The organism is Mycobacterium sp. D16Q16 (assembly GCF_002013745.1).
Classification (GTDB): domain Bacteria; phylum Actinomycetota; class Actinomycetes; order Mycobacteriales; family Mycobacteriaceae; genus Mycobacterium.
Window position 1 is genome coordinate 157,433 of record NZ_MAEY01000013.1, and the last position, 14,993, is coordinate 172,425.

General features: G+C 65.0%; 15 protein-coding genes. 4 read left to right on the plus strand and 11 right to left on the minus strand.

What is annotated here, in order from left to right:
• Positions 1-4: 4 nt before the first annotated feature.
• From dprE2 to pdxR, 5 genes are all read right to left on the minus strand, one after another.
• Positions 5-784: a decaprenylphospho-beta-D-erythro-pentofuranosid-2-ulose 2-reductase gene (gene dprE2, locus B4394_RS14025; RefSeq protein ID WP_078311324.1), complete on the minus strand. Its 780-nt coding sequence runs from the start codon at positions 782-784 to the stop codon at positions 5-7.
• A gap of 18 nt (positions 785-802) precedes the next feature.
• The gene (gene dprE1, locus B4394_RS14030; RefSeq protein ID WP_078315360.1) at positions 803-2,212 is read right to left on the minus strand and encodes a decaprenylphosphoryl-beta-D-ribose oxidase; all 1,410 of its coding nucleotides are present in this window, start codon (positions 2,210-2,212) and stop codon (positions 803-805) included.
• A 20-nt stretch (positions 2,213-2,232) separates the two neighbouring features.
• A complete protein-coding gene (locus B4394_RS14035; protein WP_078315361.1) occupies positions 2,233-2,646 on the minus strand; it encodes a GtrA family protein in 414 nt (137 codons plus the stop codon).
• A gap of 244 nt (positions 2,647-2,890) precedes the next feature.
• A complete protein-coding gene (locus tag B4394_RS14040) occupies positions 2,891-3,745 on the minus strand; it encodes an alpha/beta fold hydrolase (protein ID WP_078311321.1) in 855 nt (284 codons plus the stop codon).
• Positions 3,746-3,786: 41 nt separating this feature from the next.
• Positions 3,787-5,220, minus strand: a complete 1,434-nt coding sequence (gene pdxR / locus B4394_RS14045; protein WP_078315362.1) for a MocR-like pyridoxine biosynthesis transcription factor PdxR — start codon at positions 5,218-5,220, stop codon at positions 3,787-3,789.
• A 50-nt stretch (positions 5,221-5,270) separates the two neighbouring features.
• Here pdxR and B4394_RS14050 point away from each other — a divergent pair, with 50 nt between their 5' ends.
• From B4394_RS14050 to B4394_RS14060, 3 genes are all read left to right on the plus strand, one after another.
• Complete coding sequence (locus tag B4394_RS14050; RefSeq protein WP_078290713.1) at positions 5,271-5,735, plus strand: carboxymuconolactone decarboxylase family protein; 465 nt, start codon at positions 5,271-5,273, stop codon at positions 5,733-5,735.
• Between the two features lie 108 nt (positions 5,736-5,843).
• Positions 5,844-6,425 carry a VldE C-terminal domain-containing protein gene (locus B4394_RS14055; RefSeq protein ID WP_078315363.1) on the plus strand — a complete coding sequence of 194 codons (582 nt, stop codon included), beginning with the start codon at positions 5,844-5,846 and terminating at the stop codon, positions 6,423-6,425.
• A 57-nt stretch (positions 6,426-6,482) separates the two neighbouring features.
• Positions 6,483-7,976 (plus strand): bifunctional phosphatase PAP2/diacylglycerol kinase family protein, encoded by a 1,494-nt coding sequence (locus B4394_RS14060; protein WP_078315515.1) that lies wholly within the window; start codon positions 6,483-6,485, stop codon positions 7,974-7,976.
• Here the strand turns inward: B4394_RS14060 and B4394_RS14065 are convergent.
• Genes B4394_RS14065 through B4394_RS14090 form a run of 6 tightly spaced genes read right to left on the minus strand, consistent with a single transcriptional unit; the run spans position 7,930 to position 13,668 of the window.
• A complete protein-coding gene (locus tag B4394_RS14065; RefSeq protein ID WP_078315364.1) occupies positions 7,930-8,610 on the minus strand; it encodes a phosphatase PAP2 family protein in 681 nt (226 codons plus the stop codon). The two genes, B4394_RS14060 and B4394_RS14065, sit on opposite strands and share 47 nt — an antisense overlap.
• 2 nt (positions 8,611-8,612) lie before the next feature.
• A complete protein-coding gene (wzm, locus tag B4394_RS14070) occupies positions 8,613-9,446 on the minus strand; it encodes a galactan export ABC transporter permease subunit Wzm/RfbD (RefSeq protein WP_078311316.1) in 834 nt (277 codons plus the stop codon).
• Complete coding sequence (glfT1, locus tag B4394_RS14075; RefSeq protein WP_078315365.1) at positions 9,443-10,384, minus strand: galactofuranosyltransferase GlfT1; 942 nt, start codon at positions 10,382-10,384, stop codon at positions 9,443-9,445. The genes wzm and glfT1 overlap by 4 nt, the downstream gene beginning before the upstream one ends.
• Entirely contained in the window at positions 10,377-11,165 is a 789-nt protein-coding gene (gene wzt, locus B4394_RS14080; protein WP_139360191.1) for a galactan export ABC transporter ATP-binding subunit Wzt/RfbE, read from the minus strand. The genes glfT1 and wzt overlap by 8 nt, the downstream gene beginning before the upstream one ends.
• A gap of 2 nt (positions 11,166-11,167) precedes the next feature.
• Complete coding sequence (locus B4394_RS14085; protein WP_078311314.1) at positions 11,168-11,695, minus strand: bacterial proteasome activator family protein; 528 nt, start codon at positions 11,693-11,695, stop codon at positions 11,168-11,170.
• Positions 11,692-13,668: a DUF6541 family protein gene (locus tag B4394_RS14090; protein WP_078315366.1), complete on the minus strand. Its 1,977-nt coding sequence runs from the start codon at positions 13,666-13,668 to the stop codon at positions 11,692-11,694. Before B4394_RS14090 ends, B4394_RS14085 begins: the two co-directional genes overlap by 4 nt.
• 109 nt (positions 13,669-13,777) lie before the next feature.
• On the opposite strand from B4394_RS14090, the gene B4394_RS14095 reads away from it, so the two are divergent.
• The gene (locus B4394_RS14095) at positions 13,778-14,974 is read left to right on the plus strand and encodes a cysteine desulfurase-like protein (RefSeq protein ID WP_078311312.1); all 1,197 of its coding nucleotides are present in this window, start codon (positions 13,778-13,780) and stop codon (positions 14,972-14,974) included.
• Positions 14,975-14,993: the final 19 nt, after the last annotated feature.

Here is a 14,993-nt window from a genome sequence, read left to right on the forward strand (position 1 = left end):
GTGATTACACGGGCAACTTGCGGAAAATGGGGCGCGGAACATGGCGCAGTACCGACATGACAAAGCGCCATTGGCCGGGCGCCCAGATGAGTTCCTTGCCCGCGGCGGCCGACGCCACCACCAGGTCGGCGATCTCCTCCTTGTCGACCGTGAACGGAGCCTCCTTGGCGCCGGTGGCCTTCCAGTGTTCGATCGTCGTGGTGGTGCGGACTTGGCCCGGGCGTACCACCAGCACGTGGACGCCGAACTCGCGCAATGCTTCTCCGAGGCCCAGGTAGAACCCGTCGAGGCCGGCCTTGGTCGATCCGTAGACAAAGTTCGAGCGGCGGACGCGCTCGCCGGCAACCGAGGACATCGCGATGACCTGGCCGAAACCCTGTGCCTTCATCTTCTGGCCGATCAGCACGCCGACGGAGACGGCAGCGGTGTAGTTGACCTGTGCGCTCAGCACTGCCTTGGCCTGGTTCTGCCAGAGCTCTTCGGCGTCCCCGAGGACACCGAAGGCGACGATAGCGACATCCACATCACCTTGTGCCCAAGCGGATTCGATGAGTGCGGGGTGACTCTTGGTGTCGACGGCATCGAAATCCAGGTACTCGACGGACTTGGCCCCGGCTGACTTGATCTGCTCGATGGCCGCCTCACGCTTGGGTGCGTTGGGCAGGTCGGCCAGGATGACGCGTGCCTTGGCGTTCTTGAGATAGCGCTCGACGATGGCCAGGCCGATCTCCGAGGTGCCGCCGAGCAGCAGAATGGTCTGGGGGTTACCCGTTGCGTCAATCATTGTGTTGCTGAAGCCTTTCTAGAGCAGCTCGAGTCGGCGGGCCATATCGGAGGCGAACACGCCATGCGGATCGGCCTTGCGGCGGGTGGCGATCCACTCGTCGACCCGCGGATACATCCTGTGGAACTTCTCAGCGCTCACCCGTGAATCCTTGGCGGTGTAGACCCGTCCGCCGAACTCCATGGCGCGGTTGTCGAGCTCGTTGAGGAACTCGTTGACGCCGGGCTTGTTGGGGAAGTCCATGGCGACGTTCCAGCCCTTCATCGGAAAGCTCAGCGGTGCTTTGTTCCCAGGGCCGAATAGCTTGAAGACGTTCAGCGCCGAGTAGTGGCCCTGGGTCTGGATCCAGCGGATGATGCCCTTGAACTCGTCGAGCGCATCGGGCGGCACCAGGAATTGATGCTGCGCGAAACCGGCTGGGCCGTAGGCATATTGCCAGCCGGTTGTGATGTCAAGCATGTGATAGAACTGCGTCAGATTGACGATCTTGCCCTGGTAGTTACCGCTCATCCGGTAGAACGCCTCGCCGATCGCCATGAGCGACGGCTTGATCATGAAGTTGACCGGGAAGAGGTCGGGGAAGCCGGGGAGCTGCGGTGCGGTGAATTTGAGTGGGTCCTTGGCCAGCTTCGCGGGCAATTGGTCCAGTCTCGCGAGGCTTCCGCGGCTGACGGCCGCACGGCCCAGCTTGGGCGGCGGATTGATCAGATCGAACCAGGCGCTCGAATACGTGTACTTGTCCTCGCTGCCGTCCTGGTGCACCGCGATGGTCTCGTCCAGGTCCCGGGTGGCGACGCCGTCGGCGATGAAATAGGCAGTCTCCGTGCGTGTCATGGCGATGCGGGCGCGAACGACGATGCCCGTCAACCCGTTTCCGCCGACGGTGGCCCAGAACAGCTCGCTGTCCGATCCGTCGGGCGTGATGGTGCGCACTTCGCCGTCTGCCATCAGCAGGTCCAGGGACAGCACGTGATTGCCGAAGCTGCCGGCGCTGTGATGGTTCTTGCCGTGGATGTCCGAGCCGATGGCACCGCCCACGGTGACCTGGCGGGTGCCCGGCAGCACCGGAACCCACAGCCCGAACGGGAGCGCGGCCTTCATCAGCTGATCCAGGCTCACGCCCGCGTCGACGTCGGCGATGGCGGTCTCGGCACTGATCGAGTGCACCTTGTTCAGCGGTGTCATGTCGACGACGATTCCGCCGCCGTTGCACGCGTGATCACCATAGGAGCGGCCTAGGCCGCGTGCCACGATCCCGCGGCGCAGATAGTCAGGGCCGCTGGGGCTCGCGTCGGCGACTCGGCGCACGGCCTCGGCAATGACGTCGACATCGGGGGTGGAGAGCACCTGCGCCACGGTGGGTGCGGTGCGGCCGAACCCGGTAAGGGTGCGAGGAGTGAGCGGTAGCTCGGACTTCGGAGTTGTCATCGGTATTTGAGCGTAGCGGCTCAGCGTATCCGGAAGATCACAGCGCGCTGGACGATGAAATTGATGACTGTCGCGGTCCCCTGAGCGATGACAAAGGCCACGGGAACCCGCCATGGTTTGTCCTCGAACTGCATGTAGAACACATAGTTGATGCCGACCTGGACGGCATAGGTCAGACCGTAGAGAGCCATCACCGCGATGAACCGGGCCCGGCTGGGTTCGGCCTGGAAGGTCCAGCGCCGGTTGATCAGGTACGCGGTTGTGGTTCCCGCCACAAAGCTGATGGATTTGGCGACGTTGACCTGGAGCCCGAGGTGCAGCAGCAGCACATACAACCCGAAGTCGACGATGGCTGAGAGCCCGCCGGTGATGACGAATCGGGCCGCTTGTGTGGTCAGCGACAGCGGCGCCTGCTCGGCTGGGGCATCTGACACGGGCCAGAGCCTATGTCAGGTGGCGTCCGGCAGCGCCAATCACGGGACCCCGCGCACGACTTTCCGCGCGCAGGTAGGGTCGCGAAGGATTGCTGGAACATCGACGCGTGAGGGGCAACCATGACGACTCCAGAGCACGGAAGGCACGAACGGGCCGAGGGCGAAGGCATTGATCCGCTGATCGACCTGTCGCGCGATCCCAACCCTGGAGTCGCCGACCACGCCAAAGAGGACGAGTAACCGCTCACACTCGTTGCGGGACGAACGCCTCGATCTCCTTCACCATGAGCTCGGGCTGGTCCTCGCTGACAAAGGTGTAGCTGTCGGGGACCTCGACGAGTTTCGCGTTGGGCAGTAGCTGCACCCACCGTTGCGCATGTGCGAACGGGAAGAACGGCAGCTTGCGTGGCCAGAGCAGCAGCACCGGCTTGTCGAAGGTGCGCAGTGTCTCGGCGGCGGCCAGGGTGTCGCGGTGGTCGATCCGGCTGAGGAACGCGCGCACGTCGCGGCGCACGCCCTTCTGCTGCAGCAAGGGACGAACCCACTCGCCGAGCACGTCCTCAGGGATGGAGTGCTTGGCAAGGGTGTTACCGAGAGCGCGTTGCGCGATCTTGAGCTTGAACGGACGCAGGACGAAATCGGTGCCGGGGACGCGCGCCCAGTACTGAAAGATGCGAATCGACTTCGGCAGGAAGTTGTCGAACGAGTCGCAAGGGGTCAACACCACGCGTCCGATCCGCGGGCTGCCCCCGACGAGCAGCAGTTGGGTGATGGCCCCGCCGGTGTCGGTCGCGACCACCGTGACGTCATCGAGGTCCAGGCTCTCAATGAGTTCGCGGATCAGCCCGGCCACACTCTGAGGGCTGATGTCCGCGCTCGGATTCATCGGGGTCTTGTGCGCACCGAGGGGAAGGTCCGGTGCGATGCAGCGGAACCGCTGACTCAATGGCTCGATGACCTTGCGCCACATGGTGCCGGTGACGAACAGCCCGTGCACGAAGACGATCGGAGGGCCGTCCCCGGTATCGCGGTAGTGGAGAGGGCCGGCGGAAGACTCGAAGGTAGGCATGCCTTGACCATGGCGCTGGCCTGCTGCCATGACGAGGCACGGCACTGCCAGACGGTGCCATCCGGGCCGTTCTAGAGACCCGCGGACGCCAGCACGCCGCACAGCGCTTCTACGGCGGGCGCGAATCCGTGATCGGCCGGCGTGCCAAAGCTGACCACGACCCCGTCCGGATCGGGGATGTGCGGACCGGCCTGGGGGTGCCGCAGCCGCGACAGCCCGGCCAGGGCCACGCCCGCCTGACCGGCTCGATACAGCACGTCGGGCTCCGCGCCGTCGGGCAGCGTCAGCAGCAGGTGCAAGCCGGCGGACAGTCCCCGGACTCCGACGTTGTAGTCCGAGAGCCGCTCGACAAGCAGGTCGCGCCGGCGTCGGTACCGACTACGCATTCGACGGATGTGCCGGTCGTAATGGCCGTTGACAATGAAATCCGCCATGGTCAGCTGAGAGATCGCGTCGACGTACCACTGCCCGCCGCCGGCAGCCGCCACGACGGCGTCCACCAGGTCCGGCGGCAGCACCATCCATCCCAGGCGTAGTACGGGGGCCAGGCTCTTGCTCGCCGAGCCGAGATACACCACGTGATCGGGATCGAGGCTTTGGAGCGCGCCGACGGGCTGGCGGTCGTATCGGAACTCGCCGTCGTAGTCGTCTTCCAGGACGTAAGAGTCGGTGCGGCGTGCCCAGTCCACCACCGCGGTGCGCCGTGCCGGGTGCAGCGGCAGCCCGTGCGGAAAGTGGTGTGCGGGGGTGATCATGGCGGCGCGCACGTCGATGGAGTCGAGATCGCTGACCACGGCGCCTTCTTCATCGAATCCGATCGGGGTGCTGGAGCCTCCCGTCGCTTCGATGCAGTCGCGAAAGATGAACAGCCCGTAGGCTTCCAGGGCGATCGGCTGGGTCAGCCCATACATTCGGGTGAGGATCTCCACGGCATGACGGGTGCCCGCGCAGATGACGACCGAATCGGGCGAGGTTCGCACGCCCCGCACCCGGCTCACGTATTCGGCGACGGCAGAGCGCAATTCGGGACGTCCACGCGGATCACCAGACCGCAGGGCCTCATGCGGGGCGTTGCTCAGTGCGCGGCGAACGGAAGCGACCCAGTCTGCGCGCGGGAAGGCGGTGACGTCTCCGGAGCCGGGCATGAGGTTGTGCGGTGGGGGAGAGCCTGCTCCGCGTGACCGCGGCGGCAGCTGATTCTGGCCACGATTGACCACTCGGGTTCCTGAGCCCTGCCGCGATTCGAGCCATCCCTCGGCAACGAGCTCCGCGTAGGCCTCGGCGACGGTGTTCCGCGCCAGCCCGAGGTCGATGGCCAGGGTGCGGGAGGGCGGCAGCATCGCCCCTACGGTCAGCCGTCCGGACCGGACTGCCTCACGGAGCGCGGAGATGAGCAGGTCGCGTACGCCGCGGGCGCCGGGGGTGATGGCCTGGCGCACGTCGAGATGCAGGTCGTGGCTGAGGGGCCGCTGCTCGGCCGGTCTCGAATTGGCCCACGAACTCACCCATAAATTGAACCATGAGAATGGGTCTTTGTACTTCTACCGTTGAGGGCATGACAAGCACCCTGAATGCCCCAAGAATCCGCATGGAGAAGGTTTCGCCCGAGGTGTACGAGGCCATGATGGCGCTGAGCATCGCCTCGGCCAAGGACGTCGAGCCTGGTCTCGCCGAGCTGATCAAGATCCGCGCATCCCAGCTCAATCACTGTGCGTTCTGTCTCGATATGCACACCCACGACGCACGCAAGCAGGGTGAGACCGAGCAGCGCATCTACCTGCTGAATGCCTGGGCCGAGGCCGGCGATATCTACACCGAACGAGAGAAGGCCGCGCTGGCGCTGACCGAGGAGGCGACCGTTCTTTCCGCTGGTGAGCACGTGTCCGACGCCACCTATGCCCGGGCGGCGGCGATCTTCACCGAACGCGAGCTCGGCCAGATCATCGGGATGATCCTGACGATCAACGCCTGGAATCGCATCGCTGTCACTACCCGCAACGCACCTCCGAAGCGTGGCTAGATTTGCCACATTCTTTGCCGTCGGCGTGACAGAAGCGTGATCATTTCGTAATCTGACCGGGTGATCTTGGCGAGATGGCGTGCGAAAGACGGTGAGAAGAGGCCCGCGATGCCGCTCTCTCGCGTCGCGGGCCTCGCGCTGTCACTCGTTGCCGGTGCCGCCGTGATGGGGGTCGTGAGCGAAGTCGAGAAGCCGGATGTTCAGCTCTCGATCAAGCCCGAACAGCGTGCGATCGTGCTCATCGCCGACCTGCCGCGTGCCCAGCGGGACCGGCGGTATGTCTCGGCCGAGGCGCTGGCCCTGGAGGCCAGAGCCAAGGCCATCAAGCCGTGTTCGACCGTGTTGGCAGGCGCACAGCCGGCGGTGGCGCAGGCGGGGAACTTCTTGAAGACGATGTTCGGTATCGGTGACATCGGCGGTGCCAGCGGGCGCGGAGGCGGCGGCGATCACGGTCGCGGTCTGGCTCTGGATTTCATGACGAGTTCCAACACGACCGGCAGCGCGCTTGCGAGCTTTGTGCTCGCCAACCGTGACCGGCTGGGCGTGACGTATGTGATCTGGCAGCAGCGGTACAACGACGGCAACGGCTGGTCGATGATGGAGAACCGCGGCAGCCCGACCGCCAACCATATGGATCATGTACACGTGTCGTTCCGGGCCGGAGCCAAGCCGCCCGCGGTCAGCTGCTGATCCCGGCGGGCGGACGATCCACGGCGCCCGCGCTCAGGCGCGGATATGTTGAATTCCATGGGTTTCCTGGTGTCTCGACGTTCTCTGCGTGGTCTGCGACAGATTGGCGATGGCCTCGGCACGCTCGACCGAGAAGTGTTCGAAGCGATCGCGGAGTCGCCGAGCCCGCTGCTGGACGCCGTCATGCCGCGGCTCACTCGTGCGGCCGACCATTCCAAGCTCTGGATCGGTATTGGTGCCGGGCTGGCGATGTTCGGCAAGCCGGCCGTGCAGCGCGGTGCCACACGCGGGCTGCTGTCACTGGCGGTGACGAGTGCCGTCACCAACCAGGTGGCCAAGCGGTTGCGGCGGCGCGCCCGCCCCAACCACCTCTCGGTGCCGCTGATGCGGCGCAGCAGGCGTATCCCCACGTCGTCGTCACTGCCCTCGGGCCATTCGGCGAGTGCGGCGGCCTTCGCGGTGGGCGTTGGCCTCGAGAGCCCGCCGGTGGGCTTTGGGCTCTCGCTCCTTGCCGGGTTGGTGGGTCTGTCGCGCGTGGCCACCGGTGTCCACTATCCCGGTGATGTATTCGCGGGTTTTGGGATCGGAGCCGGAATAGCGGTGTTGGGTGCGCGGGTGGTGCCGCCGATCGTGCCGACGACGGTGCGCACGGCGGATCCGCTGCAGGTGGATACCGTCGCACGGCCCGAGGGCGAGGGGGTGGTGTTGGTGGTCAACCCGGCTTCGGGCGACGGAACCGGGCAGCGGATCCTGGACCAGGTGCGGAAGGCCTTGCCGCGCGCCGAGATTGTCGAACTCGACAAAGACGATGATGTGATTGCCGTGATGCGTGGAGCGTCGGGCCGCGCCGAAGTGCTCGCGGTGGGCGGCGGTGACGGCACGGTGGCCTGTGCCGCGGGTGTCGCGGCCCAGACCGATACGCCGCTGGCGGTCTTCCCCGGTGGCACGTTCAACCACTTCGCCAAGGACATCGGCTGTGACAGCGTGGCCAAGACGGTCGATGCCATCCGTCGGGGTTCGGTCAGCCGAGTCGATCTGGTCTATCTGAACGAGAAACAGGTGGTGATCAATACCGCCAGCATCGGTTCGTACCCCAAGTTCGTGCAGGTCCGGGAGAAGCTCGAACGCCGGATCGGCAAGCCGCTGGCGGCCGTGTACGCGATGCTGCACATGCTGCGGCGCGATCACCCGGTGCGTATTCGATTCGACAACAAGACCATCCAGACATCGCTGTTCTTCCTGGGTAACTCGGTCTATCTGCCCTCGGGTTTCGCCCCATCGCTACGCAGCCGTCTGGACGACGGCCTCATCGATGTACGCATCCTGGAAACGGGCCGCAAATTCAGCGGCGTGCGGATCCTGACGGCGCTGGCGCTTGGGCGGCTGCAGCGCAGCCCGCTCTACCACGAGCTACAGGTACCCGAGTTCTCCTTTACCGCGGTGGACGGCCCCACGGTGCTTGCACGTGACGGTGAGGCCGGCGACAAACTCGCGGAGGCCAGTTTCACAGTGCATTACCGGGCACTGGCGGTCTTTCGTCCGCTGCCCTGACCGGCCACGGCGGCAGGATCAACAGGCAGGCAACGAAGTACGCGTAGCCCAACGCCCACCCAGCCAGCACGTCCGAGGGGTTGTGGACGTTGAGCAGAACTCTGCTGACGCCGATCATCAGAATCAATACACCGCCGAGCACTGCGAGCCAGGGGCGCAGCGCGGCAACCGCTTTCGGCAGGAACACCGTGAGCAATGCCAGCACACCGACCATGACGCCCAGGGCATGTCCAGACGGGAACGAGGATCCGTACGCATCGACCAACCTGGTCGCCGGGCGCGGGCGGCCCGCGAGCAGTTTCGCCAACTCGGTCACCAGCGCGCTGAGCTCCACGGTAATCAGCAGGAACACCGCCTCGCGCCGCTGGTGCCGCACCAGCAGCACGACGATGACGACGGCCACCGCGATGCGGAACGCACCCGGACCCAAGGCGGTGGCGAACACATCCCAGGCGGTGACCCAGCCGGTGTGAGCGATTCCGTAGTCATGCGCGGGAGCCAGTGCCGCGCCGTCCAGTCGAGGCAGCCAATCCCACTGCTGGGCATAGCTGATCCAGAGCAGTGCGAAGACGATGAAGGCAGCGCCGGCGGAGACCAGCAGCCATCGGTGTTCGCGGGCGCTTATTTCTGGCATGACTAGACCCAGTACGGGACCCGGGCGCGGTACTGGCGCATCACCAGGATCGCGACGGTCCAACCGACGACGGTGATGGCGATCGCGATGATCCAGTGGTGCAACTGCTGATCGAGTCCGAGCAGCGGATCGCGGATGATGGCCAGGAAATGCACGAATGGGTTGAGCTGCACCACCGTGGCCAGCTTGCCGACCTTCTCGTTGAGCATGTTCTCGTTCCAGATGATCGGCGTCATGAAGAACAGCAACTGCACCAGGCTGCCCAGCAGCGGGGAGATGTCCCGATAGCGGGTAGCCAAGATGCCGAAAACCAGTGAGACCCATACGCAATTCAGCGCGATCAATACCAGTGCGGGGATGAAGCTCAGATCGGTGATATGCCAGTGCGGCGGATACACGGCCACGACGACGAAAAAGATGATGATGTTGTGGGCGAACAACAGCAGCTGTCGCCACACCAGCCGATAGACGTGCACGCTCAGTGGTGTCGGCAGCTGTTTGATCAGTCCCTCGTTCGCGACGAAGACGTCCGCCCCCTCCAGGATCGCGGCGTTGAACAGGTTCCAGACGATCAAACCGATGGTCACGTAGGGCAAGTGCTCGGCGAGTGGGATCTTGAACAGCTGCGAGTACAAGATGCCCATCGCCAGGGCCGTCGAGCCGGTGGCGATGGTGATCCAGAACGGTCCCAGCACCGAGCGGCGGTAGCGCTGCTTGATGTCCTGCCAGCCCAGCTGTAACCAGAGCTGCCGGTGCTCGAAGCCTTCGGACAGATCACGCCACGCGCGTTTGAAAGTCCGGGAGTCCGACGATAGCTCCACCAGTTGGTCCGTCATTTCTCAGTCTCCTGTACCGAAGGAGTTGGGTTACCCGGTCTGCCGAACTGCTCGCGTCTGCCTAAGCGCCGCAAAGCAATCCAGTCGCGTAGGCCGGGCAAGTCGCGTCGGGTTATCAGGAAGTACCAGCCGAAGCGCACCCATTCCTGGGGGAGTAACTTGCGCATGCCTGGCTGGGACATCAGGTAGCCACGGTTGCGGTAGGTGAAGTACCGCTTAGTGGCATCGTCCGGGTACTGGGTGTGCATGCGCCCGCCCAGAATCGGTTTGAACTCGGCTGCACCGTTGGGGTGCAGATACGTGGCATCCAAACAGGTCCCGAACGGCAGGCCCGAACGCACGAGCCGCCGATGTACGTCCACCTCGTCGCCGCGCACGAACAGTCGTAGGTCGGGAACGCCCACGGCCTCCAGGGTTTCGGCACGGAAGAGCGCGCCATTGAACAGCGAGGCGATGCCGGACAGCAGATCTTGACCGGCTTCGGTGCGCAGCTCCTCGACCCGTCGCCGCCACACGAGCCCGCGTCGCAGTGGAAACGCCAGCCGGCCGGGATCGTCGATATCGCACACCATCGGCGACACCTCGGCGAGGCGATGCTTGCGGGCGCAGGCCAACAGCGTCTCCAGAACATCGGTGCCACCGGGTCGGCCGTCGTCGTCAGCCAGCCATACCCAGTCGGCGCCGAGAGTGAGGGCGTGGAGTATGCCGAGCGCGAATCCTCCTGCACCCCCGAGGTTTCGGCGAGAGCCCAGGTATGTGGCGGCAATGGGTTGACCATCGACCAGAGCTTTGACCGCAGGGTCGTTGTCGTTGTCCACCACCACGACATGGTCCGGCGTGACGGTCTGTGCCGTGACGATCTTCAGCGACTCGGCCAGCTCCGCGGCCCGCCGATAGGTGACGACGACGGCAACAACACCGCTGGTCGTGTCATTCATGGCGGTCTTCGGCGAGGATCTGGGCGACGTGATCGCCCGCCTCGTTTCCTTCATAGGCGCGGACCACGTCCTCGATACCACCGCTCATCTTGATCGTGCCGTGGTCGATCCACATCGCCGTGTTGCACAGACGGGCCAGGAACTCGTTGGAATGGCTGGCGAACACGAGCATGCCGGAGCGTTCCACCAACTGCTGCAACCGAACTCGCGCCTTCTTCATGAACTCGGCATCGACCGCACCGATGCCCTCGTCGAGCAGCAGGATCTCCGGGTCGATGCTGGTGACGACGCCCATGGCCAGACGCACGCGCATGCCGGTGGAGTACGTGCGCAGCGGCATGGCGAGGTACTCGCCCAGCTCGGTGAAATCGGCAATCTCGTCGACCTTGTCCTGCATCTGCTTACGGGTCTGCCCCAGGAACATGCCGCGGATGATGATGTTCTCGTATCCGGAGATCTCCGGATCCATGCCTACACCCAGGTCGAACACCGGCGCGACCCTGCCCTGGATGGACGAGCTGCCCCGGGTGGGTTCGTAGATTCCCGAAAGGAGGCGCAGCAGAGTCGATTTGCCCGCACCGTTGTGGCCGACAAGCCCGATCCGGTCGCCCTCCTTGAGGGACAGCGTGATGTCCCTCAAGGCCTCGATGACCACCACGTTCGACTCGTTGCGGCCAATCGCGCCGCCCGCCTTGCCGAGGAACGCCTTCTTCAGAGAGCGTGACTTGGCGTCGAAAATCGGGAACTCCACCCACGCTTCGTGGGTCTGGATACTGACCACGGTTACAGATACTGACCGGTGCCGCTGCCGCCGCCCTGCGCGGGTACGGAAAGCCCCGGTGGCAGAACACCTTGACCACCTTGACGCATCTGCTGAAGCTGCGCGCGTGCCGCCATCTGCTGAGCGAAGAGCGCAGTCTGGATGCCGTGGAACAAGCCCTCCAGCCAGCCGACCAACTGTGCCTGCGCGATACGCAGCTCGGCATCGGACGGAATGGTGTCCTCGACGAAGGGCAGGGTCAGACGCTCCAGCTCTTCGCGGAGCTCGGGTGCCAGCCCTTCTTCCAGCTCCCGGATGGAGGCGGCATGGATTTCGCGCAGCCGGGATCGACTGGGTTCATCGAGGGGAGCCGCGCGCACCTCCTCGAGGAGTTGCTTGATCATCGTGCCGATGCGCATCACCTTGGCGGGCTGCTCGACGAGATCCGTGATGGACGGGTCGTCGTCCGCACCGTCGGCACCCTTGTCGGAATCGTCGGCGCCCAGAATGATCACCTGGTCGTCGTCATCGTCCTGACCGGGATGGGTCATCTGTCACCTTCCGCCTGTGTTTTCTGGTCGCCGACCCATTCGTAGATCTGGGCGGCGCCGCTGTCGTACAGCTTTCTCCATGATCGGGATCTGTCCAACGACCTTAGTCCGTCGGGAACCTTGAACCCCTGGACCACGGGAGTACTGGTCATGACATAGCGAATGTTCAGCGCGTGCACAGCCTCGGTCACGCGCCGGTCGGTATCGGCATCGTCGGCGTAGGCCCAGAAGATGTACCGGTGATAGCCCGGGCCTTGCTGCTGAGGGAAGTCGTAGTGCGTCCACAGCGGATGCAGCCCCGCCACCGCGTACATCCAGCCCGAGCCGTCCACGTTTCCGTCGCCGATAGTGGTGTCCTTGGCGCCGGGCAGGGTCGCCAGGTACGCGAAGGCGTCGAGCTTCTTGGGGCCCACCATCACCTGGTCGTATTTGGCGCCGACGAGGTACTTGTGCGGCAGGAAGTAGTGCCGTGCGGAGAAACTGCAGATTCCGGCCAGCACGATCGCCGTGGCGACCAGCGACCACTTTCGCGTGCGCTCCCCGCGCACCCTCGTCAGCACGCCGTAGGCCAGCGTGAACAGACCGATCCCGGCGGCCGGGGCCAGCAGCAGACACACGATGGCCGATAACCGGCGCGGGTCGCTGTAGAACGCATCGGAGAATAGGGCCACCGCATGGCCGATGAAACCGCCAAAGGGCCTGGAGGAGTGGACAATCGCAACGATGAGCAGCAGCCAGACAGCGATCGGCCAGTACACCCGCTTCACGACCAGTACAACCGCGCCGAGAAGGGCAAGCCAGAGCAGTGCGGACTGCACGGGGTAGTCGGCAAGGTGCCGGGTGTGCTGTGTGAGGGCGTCCAGCAGCGCGCGCTTCTTGCCCCACGGTGTGGCGAACTGGTGCCCGGCGATGATCTCGGACAGCTGCAGCAGCGTGCGCAGTTGCGGGTAGAGCAGCACCAGCGAAGCGAGGCCAGCGATGGCCAACGGAACGAAACCACTTCCCAAGCGGGGCTTTACTTTTTGTTCCTTGCCCCGGCGCCGGGATAACGGTGCGAGGAGCCACCAGGCTCCCACGAAGACCACCGCCACAATGGCGCCGGAGGTGTGTACCGAGGCGATCCCCACGAACGCCAGGACGGCCGCAGGTATGCGGCTGCGGTCGGCGACCACGCTCGTGATGGCGATCACGGCGGGGCCCACCAGAGCGAAGGACACCAGGTTCGGGACGGCCGCGACGTAGAACTCCACATAAGGCAGCGCCGTGAAGGACGCCGCGAGTGCGGCGGCGGTGGCCGCGGAACCGGCCTGGAAGGTGCGGCTGGTACGCCCGCGCAACATCTGCCAGGTTAGCGCCGCCGCGCTGAGCGGGAAGAGCAGCGACCCGGCCACCGCGTACAGCGTGTAGCTGGTGGTGGGAGCCGCACCGGTCAGTTGGCAGAGCACCGCGGCCAGCCCGTGGAAGGCCGATGGGTAGTACAGGGTGGCATGCGTCTCGACGTTGCGGAGGTCACCCATCCGGGTCGACGATGCTTGCCCGGTGTCGAGGATGTAGCGGATGGTGTTTCCGTGCCACATCGAGTCCCAGGTGCTCGGGATCGATTGCCAGTTGGTCAGCCCGCGCAGGAACGCATAGAAGATGAGCGCGGACCCGATCGCGATGCCGAACGCGACCGCGATAAGCGCCACACGATTTTCTGACGGGAATTGTTCGGCGTGCTCTTTCGGCCGCAGTCGGCGCCAGATCAGCCGCGCGATGACGATCGCGCCGAGTAGCGCAAACCCGGCGGAAACTGAGTTCCACGGTATGCCGATTGAGCCGAAGGTGACGATGCACAGCCCAACTAGCCCATAGGTCAATGCAGGTGCGGTGAGGGCGGCCGAATGCGTTGGTAGCCCGAAGGCTCGGCCAATCAGCCAGCCTGGGATGAACAGCAACAGCAGTGCCGTAGCCACCCCGAAAGCGAACGACATTGCTCTAGTATGACTACACGAGACGGCGCCGTGGACCGTCGTCCGTCGGGGCGTGGTGCAACGACGGGTTCAGCGCCGTGACCTGTAGTGAGCATCTAAGGTGTCTGGCATGGCTTATGACGTCGCCCGGGTGCGTGGTTTGCACCCGTCTCTCGGCGACGGGTGGGTACATTTCGATACCCAAGCCGGGATGCTCATCCCCGATGCGGTTGCTACGACTGTATCCACAGCGTTCCGCGGATCCTTTTCCGACACGCGGGGGCCGCACCCCAGCGCCCGGCGCAGTGCCGCCGTTCTGGAGGCCGCCCGGCACGCGGCGGCCGACCTGGTGGGGGCCGACGCGCGCGGGGTGGTGCTGGGCAGCGACCGCGCCGTTCTGCTCAACTCTCTGGCGGAGGGGTCCTCGTCCAAGGCGGGGCTCGGCTATGAGCTGGTGGTGTCCCGGCTCGACGAAGAGGCCAATGTGCAGCCGTGGCTGCGTTCGGCCAACCGGTACGGAGCCAAGGTCAAATGGGCCGAGGTCGACATCGAGTCCGGTGATCTGCCGTCCTGGCAGTGGGAGTCGTTGATTACCAAGCCGACCCGGCTGGTGGCGGTGACAGCTGCTTCGTCGACCCTGGGCACGGTGCCGGATCTGCAACAGGCCACCAAGCTGGCGCACGCGGTCGGTGGTCTCGTGGTGATGGACTGTTCGAGCCTGGTGCCCTATCGCGCCTTCGATATCGAGGATCTGGACGCCGATGTTGTCGCCTTCAACGCGACGGCATGGGGTGGACCGCCGGTGGGCGCGTTGGTCTTCCGGGATCCTGCGCTTTTGGATTCGATCAGTTCGATTTCGCTCAACCCATTGGCGAGTGGGCCCGCTCGACTGGAGCTTGGCGGGCATCAGTTCGCGATGTTGGCCGGCCTTGTCGCAAGCGTGGAATACCTGGCCGGTCTGGACGAGTCCGCCTCAGGTACCCGGCGTGAGCGGCTGCTGACGTCGCTGAACTCGGCGGGTGCGTATCTGGATTGGTTGTTCAGGTATCTGGTGAGCGCGCTGCGCACGCTACCGCGCGTCATGGTCATCGGTGCTCCCGAGGACCGGATTCCCGCGCTCAGCTTCACCGTGATCGGGATTCCGGCTGACCGGGTGGTGCAGCGCCTGGCGGACAACGGGGTGTGCGCGATCGCCAACACCAGTTCGCGGGTGCTCGACGCCATCGGCGTGAACGAGATCGGCGGCGCGATAACGGTTGGCTTGGGGCACTATTCGACGGCTGCCGAGGTTGACCAGCTGGTGCGTGCGGTCGCCTCGCTGGGCTGATCGCTGTGGCCTTGCCTCG

Coding starts and splice junctions, on each gene's coding strand:
- B4394_RS14050 (WP_078290713.1), top strand. CDS start 5,271: ATGACAAGCACCCTGAATGCCCCAAGAATCCGCATGGAGAAGGTTTCG.
- B4394_RS14065 (WP_078315364.1), bottom strand. CDS start 8,610: ATGCCAGAAATAAGCGCCCGCGAACACCGATGGCTGCTGGTCTCCGCC.
- B4394_RS14095 (WP_078311312.1), top strand. CDS start 13,778: ATGGCTTATGACGTCGCCCGGGTGCGTGGTTTGCACCCGTCTCTCGGC.
- B4394_RS14040 (WP_078311321.1), bottom strand. CDS start 3,745: ATGGCAGCAGGCCAGCGCCATGGTCAAGGCATGCCTACCTTCGAGTCT.
- B4394_RS14090 (WP_078315366.1), bottom strand. CDS start 13,668: ATGTCGTTCGCTTTCGGGGTGGCTACGGCACTGCTGTTGCTGTTCATC.
- B4394_RS14060 (WP_078315515.1), top strand. CDS start 6,483: ATGGGTTTCCTGGTGTCTCGACGTTCTCTGCGTGGTCTGCGACAGATT.
- B4394_RS14085 (WP_078311314.1), bottom strand. CDS start 11,695: ATGACCCATCCCGGTCAGGACGATGACGACGACCAGGTGATCATTCTG.
- dprE2 (WP_078311324.1), bottom strand. CDS start 784: ATGATTGACGCAACGGGTAACCCCCAGACCATTCTGCTGCTCGGCGGC.
- dprE1 (WP_078315360.1), bottom strand. CDS start 2,212: ATGACAACTCCGAAGTCCGAGCTACCGCTCACTCCTCGCACCCTTACC.
- B4394_RS14055 (WP_078315363.1), top strand. CDS start 5,844: ATGCCGCTCTCTCGCGTCGCGGGCCTCGCGCTGTCACTCGTTGCCGGT.
- wzm (WP_078311316.1), bottom strand. CDS start 9,446: ATGACGGACCAACTGGTGGAGCTATCGTCGGACTCCCGGACTTTCAAA.
- glfT1 (WP_078315365.1), bottom strand. CDS start 10,384: ATGAATGACACGACCAGCGGTGTTGTTGCCGTCGTCGTCACCTATCGG.